The organism is Parasaccharibacter sp. TMW 2.1888 (assembly GCF_023167265.1).
GTDB lineage: Bacteria > Pseudomonadota > Alphaproteobacteria > Acetobacterales > Acetobacteraceae > Bombella > Bombella apis.
The window spans coordinates 1,903,154-1,917,904 of record NZ_CP030979.1; the positions used below are offsets into that span (position 1 = coordinate 1,903,154).

The following is a 14,751-nucleotide window of genomic DNA, read 5'->3' on the forward strand; positions in this document are numbered from 1 at the left end:
AATTCTATTAGTAATAACTTATGCAGCTTATAAATTTTTTTGTCATGTTATCAGAGCAACGCAAGATAATTCATGTCAAGTAGCTTTGATTCAAAAAGTGAGAAGAGAATTATTGTATTTTATAATGTTTTTCATATTATTTTCGGTGTTTTTATTAATATTTATTGTTGGTAATGAGTCTGTCGTTAACGGTGTATTATTTATTTCTTTTCTTAAAATAATGTTGTCTCCTTTGGATATAGTGAAGATCGTTTCTTCGTTGGTATTCTTATCGGCAATCGGTTTTATAGCAGATATTATAACGTATAGAAATATTAAAGGGGTAACATTTGAAAGTTTTAAATCATTTTTTGATAAAGTCATACGATACTTTATTAATGCAGGTTGTGTATATTTTTGCTCGTTATTTGTATTCAGTATCAAACCTATGCTGAATGTGATGAATCAAGACAAGTATGAGTTTCTTTATAAGATTGGCAACGCATCTCTATTAGGAATTTGTTATTATATGATCACTTTGTTCTTTGTTGTGTTTTCTCCTGTATTTTTTTTGATTTTATCAAATTTTCACTTAACGTCTGAGAATTTAAATAGATTTCTTTATTTTATGGATAATATATTCTATTTGCCAGAGAGAAAAAATATTTTACCTACCTGTTCCAAGGATCATAATCCTGCATCTGCTGCGGACGTCCTCCCCAAGGTCCTCCAGCCTGATGGCTCTTCAGCACAGGATAGGCAAAAGTGAGGGCCAGCGCATCAGCCATGTCGGGGCTTGCCAGCCCACGCTTCTTCATGTCTTCCTTGCGCTCCAGAACGATCTCGTTGCGGGGATTGAAGAAGTACCATGGGCCTGAGAGGTCAGTCATAAGCGTCTGGTCGTCTGGTATGCCGCCTGTCTGGAGCCATGACCGCATGGTGCCCCACATCTCGGCCCGCTTGTTGGCGTATCGTTCAGAATTGGTGTCGTAGTTGGCCCTGTCCGCCCTGGCCCCGAACTGTACTTCCATCAGGCCCCTGACATGCAGCTGGCGGCACCGGTCCACCACGCCAGCCCCGACGCCTCCGCCGTCAATGAACACCGCATCTGCCCCGTACCGCTGGGCCTCATCAGCCACACGGGCGGCAAGCTGCATCGTGTCCACCTTCCGCAGGCAGATGGGGGGTATCATGCGGGCATCACGCCCCTTGCGGAAAAATATCACGCTCTGGTCGTCCCCGTAGCGGGCCACGTCCACGCCCATGACCAGCGCATCGGTGATGATGGCGGACACCTCACGCCGGGCTGCCTCTGCCACCGTGTCCGTGCCGATGAACTGCATACTTCCGGCCCGTGGGAACTGGCCTTTCACACGCACCCGCATGAAGTCACTGTCCTCCCCGTAGGTCTCCGCCCATTGCTCGAACAGGGCCTTGTTTGTGCCGTCCACCGTCCGGCTGTCCACCTGCCTGCCAGACCAGCGGTCACGCTGCCGGTTGAAGCACTCGAAGAAGCGGCCAGAAGGTTGCGTAGGGTTCCCGAACGCACACCAGACGATCTCGGTACCCTCATCGGTCAGGGCACCTTCTGCGACCTCCCAGACACGGTCTATGATGCCGCTGGCTTCATCAAAAATCAGCAGGATGCGCCGACCCACGTTGTGCAGCCCGGCGAATGCCTCAAGGTTCGTCTCTGACCACGTCACGGCATCGGCCCGCCACGTCTTGGAGTGGCCCGGCATGGTGCTGTGGATGCTCATGCCATGCACTTTGAACCAGTGTGAACAGATGAGCAGCCGGAACCATTTTGAGATTTCCGGGAATGTCTTCGTTCGCAGCTGTGGTTCGGTATTGGCCGTGATGACAGCCTTGGTATCAGGGCATGTGCAGAGTGCCCATGCGGTTAGCATGGAGACGAGGGCGGACTTGCCGATCCCATGGCCGGACGCCACGGCCTGCAGGGCAGGCATCAGCACGGCACCCGGCTCATATCCGGCCCGCAGCTTCTCCCCGATGGAGCGCAGAATGTCACGCTGCCATGCACGGGGACCATCAGCATCAGCCAGATCAGTCCCAGCCTCCCCCCATGGGAACGCAAACAGCACGAAACCTTCAGGGTCCAGGGCGTAGGATGCCACGGCCTCGGCAAGCTGGGTTTGGATGTCAGCCATCGTCACGCCTTTGTGCCCGCTTTCGGCCGGCATCAATCAGTTCTGCCAGATTGCCCGTGACGTTCATGTCCACGCTGGCCCGGTCCCTATAGCGTTCAGGCCTGTGGGCCTTGAGCAGGGTGATGAGCAGCGTGTCAGAATAGCGGTTCTGTGTGACAGGCTGTCCTTCCTTGTCCAGCACCAGACCTTTCCCGGTCGTGACGAACTCCGGCACGCCATCCCGTGCACGCCGCCATGCCTCTGCTTCCAACGTGTCGATGGCCCGGTCCATCGCCTCATCCCACTCACGGGCGAACTGTTCATCACGCTCACGGCGAGCGTACAGTCCAGGGCGTGACAGGTCAGCCGCCTTGGCCGCCATGGAGATGTTGCCACATTTTGCCAGAGTATCCAGAAATACGCGCGTTGACCTGTTCATCCTGTCATCAGTACGGCTCATGCTACGTTCTCCACGGCAGTCATTTCACGCCGCTCATCAACCAGATAATATCCACAGTCCCGCTCGCATCGGATTGCACATTGGGATCCTACGGTCAGCTCCATGAAGCCCCGCAGCTTCTTGATGGAACGGCGCACGGCGACGTTGGAAAACTCAGGCTCATTGCGGGGATACTGCCAGACTTCTTCAGCAATCTCCGAGACCGATGCCAGACGCCCGTTCCGACGCATGATTGCCTGCATGACAAGAAAGTCGTTCTTCGCCAGACGAACTGAACCCCTCGGGGTGCTGAGTATCTGTGTTTCACTGTCGAGCTGTATCTGTCCGAACGTCAGGCGTGGCATTGTTTCCTCCATAAAGCCACGCCTCAAAATAATGGGGTAGGAGAAGGGACAGAAGCCTTATAACCTTATAATTAGAGATACGCAGGGAATCTGATTTCGGAGATTTGTCATGAGGTTCAATTACGTTACCATTGTTCGCATATGGGCAATTATAAATATAATTTTTCTAATGAAGGTGATATTTGATATAGCATATATGTTAAGCTGCTCGAAAGGTCCGCATCACCTTGGGTATGATATAGCAATATTAATTATTGAGATATTTCTTATTATAATAACATTGTCGAAGTATATGAATATACAACCGAAAAATACAACATTTTCTGCAATTATTGATGCTTTTTACATACTTTTCTGCGTTTCTGCTTCTGCGGTTAATCTCATTTATTATGTAAGTGTATGAGCGAATGTTTCTCCGTGACCATGGGTGAACTTTATGTCGCCCGTCTGTTACCCCTATGTTGCCCGTCCTGTTGCCCGTAAAAACGTCTGAAAACTGCCATGTCGCCCCTGTTGCCCGTATTTCGCCCATCTTAACCATAAGAAGGATAATCATACTCTTATTAAGAAATTTCATGCCATTTCTTATAAATTAAGGGGCAACAGGGGCAACACAGGCAGAAAACTGCGAAAAAAATACGGGCAACAGGGGCAACAAAAGGGGCAACACGGGCAACATGTTTGATAAAAAAAATGGGCGGGAAATTGCCCATTCATTCCTTCTTGAACCATATTTTCTGGATACCTTTCCCCCTTATTCTCTTGTCCTTCTTTTCAAGTCCCAAAGCACGCAATACGTCTCCTGCCCGTCTCTGCTGGGCCATGGTCATGCGTTCGTTGGTCACACCGACTCCATGAGCGAGAACCTCATGGATGGTCACACCTTCATCAACAAGCGAACCCCGCTGCTCCAGCCAGTCCCTGATCGGCTCTTCCCACGCATCGACGACCATATTGTCAGCCTGCTTGCGCTCGGCCATCTGGCGGACGGCATCATCGTCCAGATACAGCTCCGTCTTGCCCTGCCTGAAATAATGCACCGCTTCCGCCCAGAGCTGTTCACGGTTGTCCCGTAGCCACTGCACGTCGGCCTTTTCACAGTCCACCGGCCAGAACCTCCGGTTGCCCGTGCTGTCCGTCAGATAGCCATCTGAGTTTGTCGTCCCAGCAAAGACGCATTGCCGCTCACGCACGACCTCCAGCCGTCCGTAGGCCGGGCGGTACTTGTCCACCTGCCGGGAGAGGAAGGCCTTCGTGTCCTCAATGGAGGATTTCATCATGCTCTGAAGCTCGCCCAGCTCGACACCCCAGGCACCTACCAGCCCGGCTGCGGCGTCCTTGCTGCCGAGGTCCTTGTGCAGGTCCTCCTTGAACCACTCATCCGAGAACAGAACCCGTAGGGCGGTAGATTTCCCAATGCCCTGGGAACCCTTGAATACGGGAACATAATCGAACTTGCAGCCGGGCCGGTATATCCGTGAGACAGCGGCTACGAGAAATTTCATGCCGACATCAGCATGGTATTTGTCGTCAGGACAGCCAAACACGATGGAAAGCCAGGAACGCAGGCGTGGTTCAAGATCCCACTGCTGGCAAGACAACCATTCTCTTACTGGGTGAATAGTCTGTGATGATGCCATTGTGTTGATCGCCTGGGATATAACAGGAAAAGTGAAGTTGACACCTACACGCCTCTGAAGAAAAGCCTGAACGGCTGTGTAATCAGCCTCAGTGGCTAGCCGTGGATACGGTCCGGACAGTGTAGGGCCATCAGAAATAAGAGCGGGCGGCTCTCGTGTTGTCAGAGTAGCGCAGGTGAATTCATTTAACTGCATTAACCCTGAAACCTCTGGGAGGTGACGAAGGAAAACCATTGCATTATGCACGTTTGCATGAGGCATTCCCTTATCAGTACGGGTTAGGTCGGCCTGCCATTTCATACCCTGCTGCTCCGGCATTTTTGTTACATTGCTCATGCCGTGCGCTCCCTGTGTGGGTTTCTCATGCCGCCCCGCAGCCCGGAGCGTATCGTGTCTCTGGCCTCCCGGAAGGGGATACCTCGTGCCCGTGCTGCCACTAGCAGGCTCTCACGGGCCTCAGATGGGTCCAGCACCCCAGCACCACACCAGCGGCCTATGCGATATGACTGTTTGTTCAGCGTATCATTGCTGCCGCCAGACGGTGCCGTCTCGACCTCATGGACGGCCTTCATCAGCACCTGAAAGGCCCGGTCATTCGTGACGTAGAACGGGTTCCTGCTGTAATCCCGCTCAGGCTCCGGCGGGGGCCTCAGCATGTGGGCCAGCCAGTCGGGGATGGGGGGAGGCGCAACCTCCCATGGAGCGCATCCCCGCCGCCATGTGTAGGCCCCGCCAGTTATCGGATGGCGTGATGGAGGGATGACGATGGCCTGTCCGTTGCGGTGCGGGTCCAGCCCAGGAGCCGGGCAACCTGATGCACCCCTCAGCTCTTCTCCATTATGCCGGAAGAAAAGCACTGCACCGCCAGAACCACCGGTGCGTGTCATGGGTCGTGGGGGCAGGGGGCCATGCTTCTCTACCAGACCACGCAGGGCCGCAAATCCGTCTGCCTTGTGGGTCTTTCCAGCCCGGTCCACATCCAGCGCAAAGAGCCGGGACGGCCCCGTCACCACACGCCAGTTGCAGCCGGGATACTCCCGACACCAGCGTTCGATGATATCCAGATCGCAGCTGGCCGCAGCATGGGCCCCTTTGAAGCACCCTGCCTTTGTGCGGTTGTTCATCGGATAGACATGCCATCCCAGCAGGGCCACGTTCTCTATGTCTGGTGGGATGGGCATTACATTCCCTCCAGTTCCGCCATGACACCCGGAACATCCCGCCCCACGATGTAGATGCCGCCTGCCTCCACGAATGAATCCCGCCAGCGTTCCTGCTCCTTGCTCAGCCGTCCCCGTGCTGTTTTCACCTCAATGGCGATTGACCGGCCCCGGTAGGTCCCCCGGATGTCCGGTGAGCCGGGTGTTCCGAACCGGATGAGCCGGCCATTGGATCCTCTGGCGGCTCCCGTGTTGCACCGTTCAAAGAAGGCGCAGGGCAGGGCGGTAATGGCGACAAGGATGTCGTTCATGATGATGGTTTCGGGGTTCTGTCTCATACCCGTGCCTCCTGCCGTGCAGGCTTCTTCGCAGCCTGCTGTTTCTCCCATCGGTTCAGGGGGATATTGGCTCCAGCGGCACGGAGACGATGCCGAACCCATCCGTGCTTGTAGCCACGGGCACGGGCGATCATCTCCAGCCGTTCCTTGTCTGCCCCGGCATGGGCAATCAGGGCAGTCAGCTCTGGCCCCTGGGCGACATACGGGTCGATGCCCTTGGCCCATGCCCAACGATCAGCAACCGCTTCCAGTGCTCCTTTCACCACATCAGGGGTTTTCTCCTCCGTCACCTTGGGCTCAGGCTTCAGGATGGCGCAGGGGGAGCGGTGGCACTCGGCACCGGCAATCTTCCGGGCCGTGCCTTCATGGAAGACCCTATGGCACAGCTTGCAGGTCACGACATTCTGGGCCTTGCCGTTCTGCTGCTCCGCATCCAGCGACCAGAGACGGGGGTCTGTTGGGATGCCATGCCGCTGAGCATTGCCCACATGGTCAAGAATTATCGCCCGGCTTCCATCTGGTTTCAGCCGCAAAGCCCGCCCGACCTGCTGTAGATACAGGCTGGTGGACACCGTGGGGCGCAGCAGGATGGCCCCCGCCACGGCAGGAATGTCCACGCCTTCACTGATGACGTCCGCCGCCGTGACGACCTGCAGGTCACCAGAGGCCAGACCAGCCAGCCTCTCCCGGCGCAGGGACATTTCCATTCTGCCATCCACGCCAGCCGCCTTGATGCCCGCCTGACAAAACATCGCTGCAACCTCGTGGGTGTGCTTTACGCCCATGCAGAACACGATGGCGGGGCGTCCGTTGAGATGTTGCCGGTAATGCGCCACGGCATCGCCCACGATGCGGGCCTTTGTCATGGCCCGCATGGCGGCATCACGCTGATAGTCCCCCATGCTTTTCCCCACGCCAGAAAGGTCCAGCTGGCGGGAGGGCATGTAGTAGTCGAACCCGGCCAGATAGCCACGCCGTATCAGCTCATCCGTGGTCGGGCCGCAGAACATCTGGTCGAAATAGTCACCAAGACCGGCCCCATCGGTGCGGATGGGCGTTGCGGTCAGGCCGGTAAGGGCAGCATTGGGCCACGCCTTGAGCATTGCTGTGTACTGACCGGCTGGCATGTGGTGCGCTTCATCGACCATGATGTCGTCAAAGTCCCGCAGTGTTTTCAGCCGCCGTGAGACGGTCTGCACCATGCCGACCTGAACAGGGAAATCCATGCGGGGATGTGCGGGCTGGATACGGCCATACATCAGTCCTTCATCATCCAGGGCCGCACTGATCTGGTCGATCAGCTCCGCCCGATGGGCCACGATGAGGACACGCCGTCCGGTCTCGGCCCGCAGTCTGGCCAGCCGTGGCAGGATGCGCCCCTTGCCACCACCAGTAGGCAGCTGGATGAGAACCCGCCGGATGTTGGACGCAAACGCCTCCTGCGCCTGTTTGATCAGGCGTTCCTGATAGTCTCGTAATGTGATCATTTTGTTTAAAGCTCAGTAATGAGAGGCCGTATTACACACGTGTTCTTGAGCGCATTCCGTGCTTCTGCTGTCTCTCACTGTAAATTCGGGCATTGACTTCCATGTCCATTCCCCGCTCACGCCCCAATGATATGGCAGCGTCTATACGGGATAGTGGAACACCAAGCCTTCCAGCTATCTCATGCCGATAGAGACCACGACTTCTGAGAACGGATACTTTGCGGATGAATGCAGCGTCCACTTTAACGACTTTGCGGGCCGGAGCATTCTCCCGGCATAGTTTCCAGCCCCAGCAGACCTGAGAGAACGTCAACCCCATTCGGACAGCAACTTCATGATGCGTTAGGCCAGCCTGTTTCAGGGAAGTGAGGAAACGGCGCCGCTCATCGGTCCATATGCTGCGATTGTTTTTGGTCATTTTTGCCTCACTCAGAATGGCGCTTCATCATCAAGCGTCTGGTCGCCCCATCCAGCGGCATCACTCATCGAGCTCCCGCTCTGGTAACGCTGGGTATTGTTCTGGCTGGTGGATTGTCTGGGCTGACCGTTGGTCCGGCCCTGCCCATCTCCGAGCAGCACGAGGTCGCCACGGTACTGAGCGATCACCACCTCGGTCGTGTACTTCTCCACACCCTGCTGGTCCTTCCATTTGCGGGTGCGGAGTTCGCCCTCGATGTAGACCTTGCCGCCCTTGCGCAGGTAGCGTTCGGCAACATCACCGACACGCTCATTGAAAATGGCCACACGGTGCCATTCCGTGCGGTCACGCTTCTCACCCGTGTTGCGGTCTTTCCATGTATCGCTTGTGGCGATGGCCAGATTGACGATCTTGCTGCCGGACTGGGTGTTCCGGACCTCCGGGTCACGCCCAAGATTTCCCACCAGAATGACCTTGTTAACGCTGCTGGTCATCTGCGCCCCCTTCCAACGGGGAAACCACGCCGCTTGCACTCATCACGGGCGAGGGAACGATAAGCGGTTGGCACCTCGTTCTGGGCGAAGTACTGGATGTCATCATTACCCATCCCTTGGAAGAACCAGAGGATAACATCTGCGAAGGATACGCCCATGCTGTCCCGGTCCGGTGCCATGCCCATCAGTTCCAGCGGGTTCTCCAGCCCCAGTCTTTCGCAGTAGCGGGCGGCAGCCTTCTGGGCATGGCCTCCCTCAAGCCCGGCCGTCTTGGCCAGCTTCATGCCGGTCTGGAATGTGGTTGCCAGAGAGGGCCTGCGTGGCCTGGGGACGGCACGGCCTGCCGGAGCCGGAACATTGCCCCGCACCAGCACATCAAAGGCCCGGATGACCTTCAGATGAAAGGACGGACTGATCCACATTGCGTAGGCATAGACAAGCTCACGGCAGGCATAAGTGCCGGGAGAGTTGCCGCCACGGTTTGTCTCCAACGGAGCAAAGTGGGAATTCCCACTTTGGCTGATTTCTGCCACCAATTCATTGGTTTGGACATTTCTTGCCCACTCGGATGGTTTTTTGCTGGGATCTCCCCCAGAAGCCCGGTGGCAGTCATTCAGGCAGAAGCGGCCCTCGGCATCCTGCTTGATGGCCGTGGAGATGATGGTAAGAGTGGTGGCGGTCATCGTGCATGTCCTTTTGGCAGGGTGGCTGTTTCGGCAGGGAGTGAGGCTGATGGAGTTCCACATCGCAGACATGAAGAGCGAGCGTGTCGGCCCGATGTTTCTGGTGACGCTGGATGTGCGCCTCGTGGACACGCAGTACGACTGCACGGCCATTCCGGACGAGGTGATGCGGCGAACCACGAGAACAGGATGCGGCCCAGATGCCATACGCCTGAGCGTACAAGCCTTCTTTGATGACCTGCCAACCATGACCGAAGCCGAATGGCACGGCTGGCTCGTCGGGCGTCTTCAGCAGAAATGAAGCCCGTGCCCCGCACGATCCAGGCATGATATTGCAGGAAGCGGTCAAAGACCTGATTGCGGGGCAGGCCTTCATCCATATCCATGCAGGCCAGCCGTGCGGCCCGCAGGGTTCCGTTTTTACGTTTCATCACGTTCCCTCCGGCGTTCGATTTCGTTGTAGGCAACCCGGCCCATCAGCTTCATGAGCGATGTCGGGATCACACCGGCATTGATGGCCGCAAGGTCAGCATCAGAGAGCCGTTTGATGAATGGGATGACGGACGTTTCCATCCAGTCATGGCTGCCCTGCTCTTCCAGCTCTGCCTGCTGCTCAGTGGAGACTGCTACGCTCCCTGTGCGCCCAGTGGAGTGTGAGTCCGCAGGGTGCTGTTCATCAGAAGAAGGAGATGCACAGTGACTGTTTCTATTTACGAAAGAATGCGAACCGTCATTGCCTTGGCCGAATTTTTGAAAAATCAAAGCGAGAAAGTTTCTGCAAATGAGCTTTTGGAGCGTGCCAATTCCCTTATTGAGGAAGCAGAACGGAACGAAGGCCCTCTCGCTGATCCAAAAAGAAAAAGGGGAAGTTTGCCCAATTTTTCCAAGTTTGCGGGAAGTGGGATTAAGGGAGAGGACTTCCTCTAATACCCTGTAGAATTCGGCAACTTGGCGGGCAGTCTCAATGCGTTCCCCATTTATGCGGTAATTGTCCGTGATGAACTGGAACGTTAGCTCCAATAGCTCAAGACGTGTTTTTTCACTCAGGCTCATGGTGCGCTCCTCTGGGTGGGGTCAGGTTTGTCTATTGCGGCGATCAGCCGCTCATACGTTTTGACGAGCGGGGTTGACGTGCCGTTCTTCCAACGGGTGTACGTGGAGGGCGATATACCGGCCCTCTCGCACAGTTCTGAACGAGAGATGCCGCACGATCTGGCTCGTCGCTCGATCTCAGATATGGTCAGGATTTTGCTCATATGTGCATGATATATGCAAACTTGCACAAAATAAAGTGCAAAGTTTCAAATAGACTTTTCCCGGAAAGGTGCAACTATGCACATCATGAGACAGGAAATCATCGACGCTCGCAGGCGTATACAGCTGGCGATGGACATGACTGGACTCAACGCCTCCAGTTTAGCCCGAGAAGCCGGTTTCGCAGAATCTACATTAACCAGGTTAATGGGAGCGTCACCGCAAAGCGCCCCTACGCACAGGACATTGCTTATGGTTTCTCAGGCGGTAGAGAGGTTGACTGGGGAAAAGATGCCTGATGCAGAAGTGGTTCGCTCTGGGGGTATGGCACATCCCAAGGAGAGCTACCTAGACGGCACGCACGGCTTGGTGGCAATTCCCGAACTTGATGTCAGGGCGGCGGCTGGTGACGGTGTTCTGGTTGATGAAATGGGGGGACAAGAGCGTCAGTGGATGATACCGCTGATCGACCTTCTTGCTATCAGTAATAACCCCCGCTCTCTGCGGATTATCACCGTTGAAGGGGATTCAATGGAGCCAGATTACAGGCCCGGTGAGAAGATCGTCATTGACACGTCCCTGCGTAATTTCACGCACGATGGTGTGTATGTTCTGGATTTTGGTTTCGGTCTCGTTGTGAAGCATCTCCAGCTTGTTCTGGACAGTGATCCAAAGAAGCTTCTGGTGGTTAGCGCAAACCCGATCTATTGCCCGCAGGAAATTACGCTGGACAGGGCAGAAATTAAGGGGAAAGTCGCAGCCAAGTGGCAGAGACGCTAGCAGGATCATTGATTCATGCGGGATTGGCGGAAGCGTCTGATGCGTGGCAACCGCTCGAATCATACCCCTTCCATCATTTTCTCTCCTAAGCCGCCCTTCGGGGCGGTTTTTTTGTGCAATGTTTGAGGGCCCCTCATAGACTTTTGTGCAAACTTGCAAAATAATGTTTGACAGTGTGCAAAGATGCACATACATTCACCTCAGGCACCACACAAACACGGAGGTGATGAGGTGGATACGCAGGACGAGGTTGACCGGGCCAACGCAGAGGCCCTCGATCAGATACACGATATGCTGCGGTCAGGGTTCCCGGCGGGGAAAGACCGGATAACGGTTTATGGGCTGACCATGTGCTGGGAAGCCCAGTATGGGACACCCGAAATGTGCCGCTACACGATTGATGCCGTCAGGTGCGTCCTGCGCTGGGCAGTCGGGAACGATCGGCTACCGGAGGGAGCAAAGGAACGTCTGAGGGATGCACAGCGGTCCATTTTGTCTGCGGTCGATGAGCTGGGAGGGGCATCATGACACCCGAAAGCAGGAACACAGCCCTAACCCGCATCAAAGCAGCCCATGACGAGCTGGAGATAGTGTCAGAGGGAACCGGCCTGACGATCAGCGAGAGGAATGAGCTGACGCAGGCAATGCTGGCAATGGAAAGGCTGATCGACAGCCTGACCTACCCATATGAGCGCAATGAGCCGATCACGGAGGCCTCGTTCCCGGCAATCGGTCCTTTCAACACGGCGGCACTTGCCGAGGTTCTGACTGCCCTTTCAGTGCGTGCGGGGAATGAGCCATGAGCATGATCTCCGAGCAGATCGCCCATCAGAACCGCCCGACTGACAACGGCCTGCTGGAGCGGGTTGAACGAGACCGTCATCCGTCTTCATTCGCTGTGCTGGCCCTGATAAGCCGTGTAGCGGATATTCTGGAAAGAAATGACTATACCAGTGAGCGCATGGAAGACGAGCACTATGTGGCTTTCACGGCACTGGACACGCTCAGGGGGAAGATGTCTCAATCCCTTTATGAGGATGAAATGGGCATCACAGACATGAATAAACGGCAGGACGAAATCGGAGCTTATTACGACAGGCGCCTTGCCGAGGCCATGGGCAAGTAAAGCTCAAAAACGTCAAGTAAAACGAGGATTTTTTGAGATGCTGAAAGAAGCAAACGGGATGGCTGTGCCAAAATTTGACGTGTTCCTACCTGAATTTCCAGCAATTTCAGCAGAGAAGCAGAAAGAGCTGAAATCAACAGTTACCGGAGAACTCTTCTCTTTCCATGCATTCAGAATGATGGGCCGCAACGATCTGGCAGAACACTGCCAGAAACGGGTGATGGATGCCCTGGCCGAGCTGATCGAGGCGGGAGCTCTATGATGGCAAACCTCATTTCCATCATCAACGATAATCACGGCACGCTGAAACGGGCGATCGACGATTATATCCCGCTGCTGACACAGGCCAGACAGGCCAATGACATTCTCCCGGCAGCCGTACAGCTCCATGAAGTTCTGGGCCAGATCGAAGCCATTGCGAAGGCAGCGAGAACCGACATCAAGGCCGCCATTGTCAGCCAGATGATGGCGGATGGTGAGTTTCAGGTGGACGCAGGACCATACACGGCAAGCATCCGCAAGGGGGCCACTCGTGCCGTGGTCACGGATGAAAAGGCCCTGAGAGAGGCTGCTCCTGAACTGTTCAAGCCCCAGCCAGACAAGGTCGATACCCGCCTGCTGGGACAGGCCCTGAAGGTCAGACCAGAACTGGCAGGGGCACAGCTGGTCGAGGGCGAGCCGACAATCACAATCAAGGGAAAGACGAAATGAGCAATGAAATCACAACATCCACTCACGGCAATAGCATGACCATCAACGGGATGGGGGAGGCCTTCGAGCTGGCTAAGGCAATGGCTTCTGCAAAAATGGTTCCGCAGTGCCTCCAGGGCAGCCCCGGGGACTGCCTCATGGTCATCGAGCAGGCCATGCGCTGGCGGATGAGCCCCTTTGCCGTGGCGCAGGCAACCAGCGTGGTCAAGGGCAAGCTGTGCTTTGAAGGCAAGCTGGTCTCTGCCGCCATCCATAGCAGTGGTGTGCTGGATGGGCGTCTGAATTATGAGTTCACTGGGGATGGGAAGGAACGGACGGTCATCTGTTCCGGCACGATCAGGGGAGAAAAGAAGCCCCGTACGGTTGAAGTAACCCTGGAGGCTGCCCGCACGGAAAATGTCTGGTGGAGCAAAACGCCTGACCAGATGTTGGCCTATCATTCTTCCCGTGTCTGGGCCAGACGGCATGCGCCGGAAGTCATGCTGGGCGTCTATTCTCCTGAGGAGTTTGATACTCCATCGAACCATAATCGGCAGCAGTCCGATGATGTCATTGATGTTGAAGAAGATCCACGCCCTCAGAAGCAGGCAACTCCCGAGAATGACAAGGAAGAAAAGGAGAATAATGCAAAGAATTTGGCTGATGAACTGATAAATCGTGTTCAGGCATCAAAAACATTGCCTCAGCTTGAAAACCTTATCGGCAGTCCGAACTACAATAAATATCTGTCTGAAGTCCGCAAGGTTCTTCCCAAATGGGCAAGCACTGTTGAAGACAATGTCGAGGTTGTCAGAACCCGCCTTCAGAATACGGATCATCAGAATGACGCCATGCAGGAGATGCCGGAATGACCATCCTGTTCTTTGATACAGAAACCACGGGCTTCCCTGTAAAGGGAGCACCGCTGGATGACCCACGCCAGCCCCGTATCGTCCAGCTGGCGATGATTGAGGCAACTGATGAAGGGAAAATCATCAGCCAGCATTCGGAGATTTTCGATGCCCGGATATGCGAGGGCGAAGATTTTGTCATTCCGGAGCAGGCATCAGCGGTTCACGGTATCAGCACTGAATTCTCATTGCATTTCGGTACACCGCAGAGGTGGGCGATCAGCCGGTTCATGGGCAGAACCAGAGTATGCCGACGGTTCGTGGCGCATAATGCAGCCTATGACATGAAGATGCTGAAGATTGCTGCGGCCCGGTATGGCTACACCGTTCCTGATCTGAATGTCACCTGCACGATGGAGGCGAGCCGGGACATTCTCAAAATCCCGCCGACGGCCCGCATGCAGACGGCTGGCTTTACCCAGTACAAAAACCCCAAGCTGGAAGAGGCATACCACCACTTCACCGGGAAGGTGCTTGAGGACGCTCATGATGCCCTGGTCGATACACGGGCCTGCATGGAGGTTTTCTTCGCTCTGAAGAGTAAGGGGGAAATTGAATGACAGGCCTCATCATTTGCCTGCTGGCACTGTCTCACATTGGTGTTGGCTACTTCTGGCGCATCAGCCTTCTGCGGACGAGCAACGGATACCGCCCCGGCCTGACCAGCGCCGTGGTGTGCGTGACACTCTGGCCGCTGATTGGCGCCGCTGAACTGAAAGAATGGGTACGGGAGAGAATGGCGTGACGGCAACACCTGAACTTCTCACCATGAAGGACGTTCTGGCACGCCTTCCAGTGGGCAGGACACGTCTGCTTCATCATCTGAAAACGGTTCCC

22 protein-coding genes are annotated in these 14,751 nt (G+C 55.2%); 10 read left to right on the plus strand and 12 right to left on the minus strand.

Going from position 1 to position 14,751, the window contains the following annotated elements:
- Positions 1-90 precede the first annotated feature (90 nt).
- From DTQ13_RS08635 to DTQ13_RS08680, 10 genes are all read right to left on the minus strand, one after another.
- Positions 91-363, minus strand: a complete 273-nt coding sequence (locus DTQ13_RS08635) for a hypothetical protein (RefSeq protein ID WP_248460579.1) — start codon at positions 361-363, stop codon at positions 91-93.
- A gap of 287 nt (positions 364-650) precedes the next feature.
- A complete protein-coding gene (locus DTQ13_RS08640; protein ID WP_248460580.1) occupies positions 651-2,150 on the minus strand; it encodes a terminase in 1,500 nt (499 codons plus the stop codon).
- Complete coding sequence (locus tag DTQ13_RS08645; RefSeq protein WP_248460581.1) at positions 2,143-2,589, minus strand: hypothetical protein; 447 nt, start codon at positions 2,587-2,589, stop codon at positions 2,143-2,145. Before DTQ13_RS08645 ends, DTQ13_RS08640 begins: the two co-directional genes overlap by 8 nt.
- Positions 2,586-2,933 (minus strand): winged helix-turn-helix domain-containing protein, encoded by a 348-nt coding sequence (locus tag DTQ13_RS08650; protein ID WP_192848134.1) that lies wholly within the window; start codon positions 2,931-2,933, stop codon positions 2,586-2,588. The genes DTQ13_RS08645 and DTQ13_RS08650 overlap by 4 nt, the downstream gene beginning before the upstream one ends.
- 713 nt (positions 2,934-3,646) lie before the next feature.
- Positions 3,647-4,909: a virulence-associated E family protein gene (locus DTQ13_RS08655; RefSeq protein ID WP_349815522.1), complete on the minus strand. Its 1,263-nt coding sequence runs from the start codon at positions 4,907-4,909 to the stop codon at positions 3,647-3,649.
- A complete protein-coding gene (locus tag DTQ13_RS08660) occupies positions 4,906-5,754 on the minus strand; it encodes a bifunctional DNA primase/polymerase (RefSeq protein WP_248460583.1) in 849 nt (282 codons plus the stop codon). The genes DTQ13_RS08655 and DTQ13_RS08660 overlap by 4 nt, the downstream gene beginning before the upstream one ends.
- A complete protein-coding gene (locus DTQ13_RS08665) occupies positions 5,754-6,071 on the minus strand; it encodes a VRR-NUC domain-containing protein (RefSeq protein ID WP_248460584.1) in 318 nt (105 codons plus the stop codon). The genes DTQ13_RS08660 and DTQ13_RS08665 overlap by 1 nt, the downstream gene beginning before the upstream one ends.
- Complete coding sequence (locus DTQ13_RS08670) at positions 6,068-7,558, minus strand: DEAD/DEAH box helicase (protein ID WP_248460585.1); 1,491 nt, start codon at positions 7,556-7,558, stop codon at positions 6,068-6,070. Before DTQ13_RS08670 ends, DTQ13_RS08665 begins: the two co-directional genes overlap by 4 nt.
- Before the next feature lie 429 nt (positions 7,559-7,987).
- Positions 7,988-8,470, minus strand: coding sequence for a single-stranded DNA-binding protein (ssb, locus tag DTQ13_RS08675; protein WP_248460586.1), 483 nt, complete (start codon positions 8,468-8,470; stop codon positions 7,988-7,990).
- Positions 8,467-9,153 carry a KilA-N domain-containing protein gene (locus DTQ13_RS08680; protein WP_248460587.1) on the minus strand — a complete coding sequence of 229 codons (687 nt, stop codon included), beginning with the start codon at positions 9,151-9,153 and terminating at the stop codon, positions 8,467-8,469. Before DTQ13_RS08680 ends, ssb begins: the two co-directional genes overlap by 4 nt.
- 49 nt (positions 9,154-9,202) lie before the next feature.
- Here DTQ13_RS08680 and DTQ13_RS08685 point away from each other — a divergent pair, with 49 nt between their 5' ends.
- Positions 9,203-9,454: a hypothetical protein gene (locus DTQ13_RS08685; protein WP_248460588.1), complete on the plus strand. Its 252-nt coding sequence runs from the start codon at positions 9,203-9,205 to the stop codon at positions 9,452-9,454.
- A 119-nt stretch (positions 9,455-9,573) separates the two neighbouring features.
- On the opposite strand, the gene DTQ13_RS08690 is transcribed toward DTQ13_RS08685, so the two are convergent.
- Together DTQ13_RS08690 and DTQ13_RS09250 are read right to left on the minus strand one after the other, a co-directional pair.
- Positions 9,574-10,206 (minus strand): hypothetical protein, encoded by a 633-nt coding sequence (locus DTQ13_RS08690; protein ID WP_248460589.1) that lies wholly within the window; start codon positions 10,204-10,206, stop codon positions 9,574-9,576.
- On the minus strand, positions 10,203-10,409 hold the full coding sequence (locus tag DTQ13_RS09250; RefSeq protein WP_349815523.1) for a helix-turn-helix domain-containing protein: 207 nt from the start codon (positions 10,407-10,409) through the stop codon (positions 10,203-10,205). The genes DTQ13_RS08690 and DTQ13_RS09250 overlap by 4 nt, the downstream gene beginning before the upstream one ends.
- Positions 10,410-10,731: 322 nt before the next feature.
- On the opposite strand from DTQ13_RS09250, the gene DTQ13_RS08695 reads away from it, so the two are divergent.
- The 9 genes from DTQ13_RS08695 to DTQ13_RS08735 all read left to right on the plus strand — a co-directional run bounded on the left by DTQ13_RS08695 (position 10,732) and on the right by DTQ13_RS08735 (position 14,659).
- The gene (locus DTQ13_RS08695) at positions 10,732-11,187 is read left to right on the plus strand and encodes a helix-turn-helix transcriptional regulator (protein WP_248460590.1); all 456 of its coding nucleotides are present in this window, start codon (positions 10,732-10,734) and stop codon (positions 11,185-11,187) included.
- Between the two features lie 183 nt (positions 11,188-11,370).
- A complete protein-coding gene (locus DTQ13_RS08700) occupies positions 11,371-11,715 on the plus strand; it encodes a hypothetical protein (protein WP_248460591.1) in 345 nt (114 codons plus the stop codon).
- Positions 11,712-11,990 (plus strand): hypothetical protein, encoded by a 279-nt coding sequence (locus DTQ13_RS08705; protein ID WP_248460592.1) that lies wholly within the window; start codon positions 11,712-11,714, stop codon positions 11,988-11,990. The genes DTQ13_RS08700 and DTQ13_RS08705 overlap by 4 nt, the downstream gene beginning before the upstream one ends.
- A complete protein-coding gene (locus DTQ13_RS08710; protein ID WP_248460593.1) occupies positions 11,987-12,313 on the plus strand; it encodes a hypothetical protein in 327 nt (108 codons plus the stop codon). Before DTQ13_RS08705 ends, DTQ13_RS08710 begins: the two co-directional genes overlap by 4 nt.
- A gap of 37 nt (positions 12,314-12,350) precedes the next feature.
- The gene (locus DTQ13_RS08715; RefSeq protein ID WP_192848149.1) at positions 12,351-12,575 is read left to right on the plus strand and encodes a hypothetical protein; all 225 of its coding nucleotides are present in this window, start codon (positions 12,351-12,353) and stop codon (positions 12,573-12,575) included.
- A complete protein-coding gene (locus DTQ13_RS08720; RefSeq protein WP_248460594.1) occupies positions 12,572-13,024 on the plus strand; it encodes a siphovirus Gp157 family protein in 453 nt (150 codons plus the stop codon). The genes DTQ13_RS08715 and DTQ13_RS08720 overlap by 4 nt, the downstream gene beginning before the upstream one ends.
- On the plus strand, positions 13,021-13,875 hold the full coding sequence (locus DTQ13_RS08725; RefSeq protein WP_248460595.1) for a recombinase RecT: 855 nt from the start codon (positions 13,021-13,023) through the stop codon (positions 13,873-13,875). The genes DTQ13_RS08720 and DTQ13_RS08725 overlap by 4 nt, the downstream gene beginning before the upstream one ends.
- The gene (locus tag DTQ13_RS08730; RefSeq protein ID WP_248460596.1) at positions 13,872-14,474 is read left to right on the plus strand and encodes a 3'-5' exonuclease; all 603 of its coding nucleotides are present in this window, start codon (positions 13,872-13,874) and stop codon (positions 14,472-14,474) included. Before DTQ13_RS08725 ends, DTQ13_RS08730 begins: the two co-directional genes overlap by 4 nt.
- Complete coding sequence (locus DTQ13_RS08735; RefSeq protein WP_192848152.1) at positions 14,471-14,659, plus strand: hypothetical protein; 189 nt, start codon at positions 14,471-14,473, stop codon at positions 14,657-14,659. The genes DTQ13_RS08730 and DTQ13_RS08735 overlap by 4 nt, the downstream gene beginning before the upstream one ends.
- The last annotated feature ends 92 nt before the right edge of the window (positions 14,660-14,751 follow it).

Excerpts from the sequence above, each read along its gene's own strand:
- DTQ13_RS08635 (WP_248460579.1), bottom strand. The coding sequence starts at position 363 with ATGACTTTATCAAAAAATGATTTAAAACTTTCAAATGTTACCCCTTTA.
- DTQ13_RS08640 (WP_248460580.1), bottom strand. The coding sequence starts at position 2,150 with ATGGCTGACATCCAAACCCAGCTTGCCGAGGCCGTGGCATCCTACGCC.
- DTQ13_RS08645 (WP_248460581.1), bottom strand. The coding sequence starts at position 2,589 with ATGAGCCGTACTGATGACAGGATGAACAGGTCAACGCGCGTATTTCTG.
- DTQ13_RS08650 (WP_192848134.1), bottom strand. The coding sequence starts at position 2,933 with ATGCCACGCCTGACGTTCGGACAGATACAGCTCGACAGTGAAACACAG.
- DTQ13_RS08655 (WP_349815522.1), bottom strand. The coding sequence starts at position 4,909 with ATGAGCAATGTAACAAAAATGCCGGAGCAGCAGGGTATGAAATGGCAG.
- DTQ13_RS08660 (WP_248460583.1), bottom strand. The coding sequence starts at position 5,754 with ATGCCCATCCCACCAGACATAGAGAACGTGGCCCTGCTGGGATGGCAT.
- DTQ13_RS08665 (WP_248460584.1), bottom strand. The coding sequence starts at position 6,071 with ATGAGACAGAACCCCGAAACCATCATCATGAACGACATCCTTGTCGCC.
- DTQ13_RS08670 (WP_248460585.1), bottom strand. The coding sequence starts at position 7,558 with ATGATCACATTACGAGACTATCAGGAACGCCTGATCAAACAGGCGCAG.
- ssb (WP_248460586.1), bottom strand. The coding sequence starts at position 8,470 with ATGACCAGCAGCGTTAACAAGGTCATTCTGGTGGGAAATCTTGGGCGT.
- DTQ13_RS08680 (WP_248460587.1), bottom strand. The coding sequence starts at position 9,153 with ATGACCGCCACCACTCTTACCATCATCTCCACGGCCATCAAGCAGGAT.
- DTQ13_RS08685 (WP_248460588.1), top strand. The coding sequence starts at position 9,203 with ATGGAGTTCCACATCGCAGACATGAAGAGCGAGCGTGTCGGCCCGATG.
- DTQ13_RS08690 (WP_248460589.1), bottom strand. The coding sequence starts at position 10,206 with ATGAGCCTGAGTGAAAAAACACGTCTTGAGCTATTGGAGCTAACGTTC.
- DTQ13_RS09250 (WP_349815523.1), bottom strand. The coding sequence starts at position 10,409 with ATGAGCAAAATCCTGACCATATCTGAGATCGAGCGACGAGCCAGATCG.
- DTQ13_RS08695 (WP_248460590.1), top strand. The coding sequence starts at position 10,732 with ATGGCACATCCCAAGGAGAGCTACCTAGACGGCACGCACGGCTTGGTG.
- DTQ13_RS08700 (WP_248460591.1), top strand. The coding sequence starts at position 11,371 with ATGCACATACATTCACCTCAGGCACCACACAAACACGGAGGTGATGAG.
- DTQ13_RS08705 (WP_248460592.1), top strand. The coding sequence starts at position 11,712 with ATGACACCCGAAAGCAGGAACACAGCCCTAACCCGCATCAAAGCAGCC.
- DTQ13_RS08710 (WP_248460593.1), top strand. The coding sequence starts at position 11,987 with ATGAGCATGATCTCCGAGCAGATCGCCCATCAGAACCGCCCGACTGAC.
- DTQ13_RS08715 (WP_192848149.1), top strand. The coding sequence starts at position 12,351 with ATGCTGAAAGAAGCAAACGGGATGGCTGTGCCAAAATTTGACGTGTTC.
- DTQ13_RS08720 (WP_248460594.1), top strand. The coding sequence starts at position 12,572 with ATGATGGCAAACCTCATTTCCATCATCAACGATAATCACGGCACGCTG.
- DTQ13_RS08725 (WP_248460595.1), top strand. The coding sequence starts at position 13,021 with ATGAGCAATGAAATCACAACATCCACTCACGGCAATAGCATGACCATC.
- DTQ13_RS08730 (WP_248460596.1), top strand. The coding sequence starts at position 13,872 with ATGACCATCCTGTTCTTTGATACAGAAACCACGGGCTTCCCTGTAAAG.
- DTQ13_RS08735 (WP_192848152.1), top strand. The coding sequence starts at position 14,471 with ATGACAGGCCTCATCATTTGCCTGCTGGCACTGTCTCACATTGGTGTT.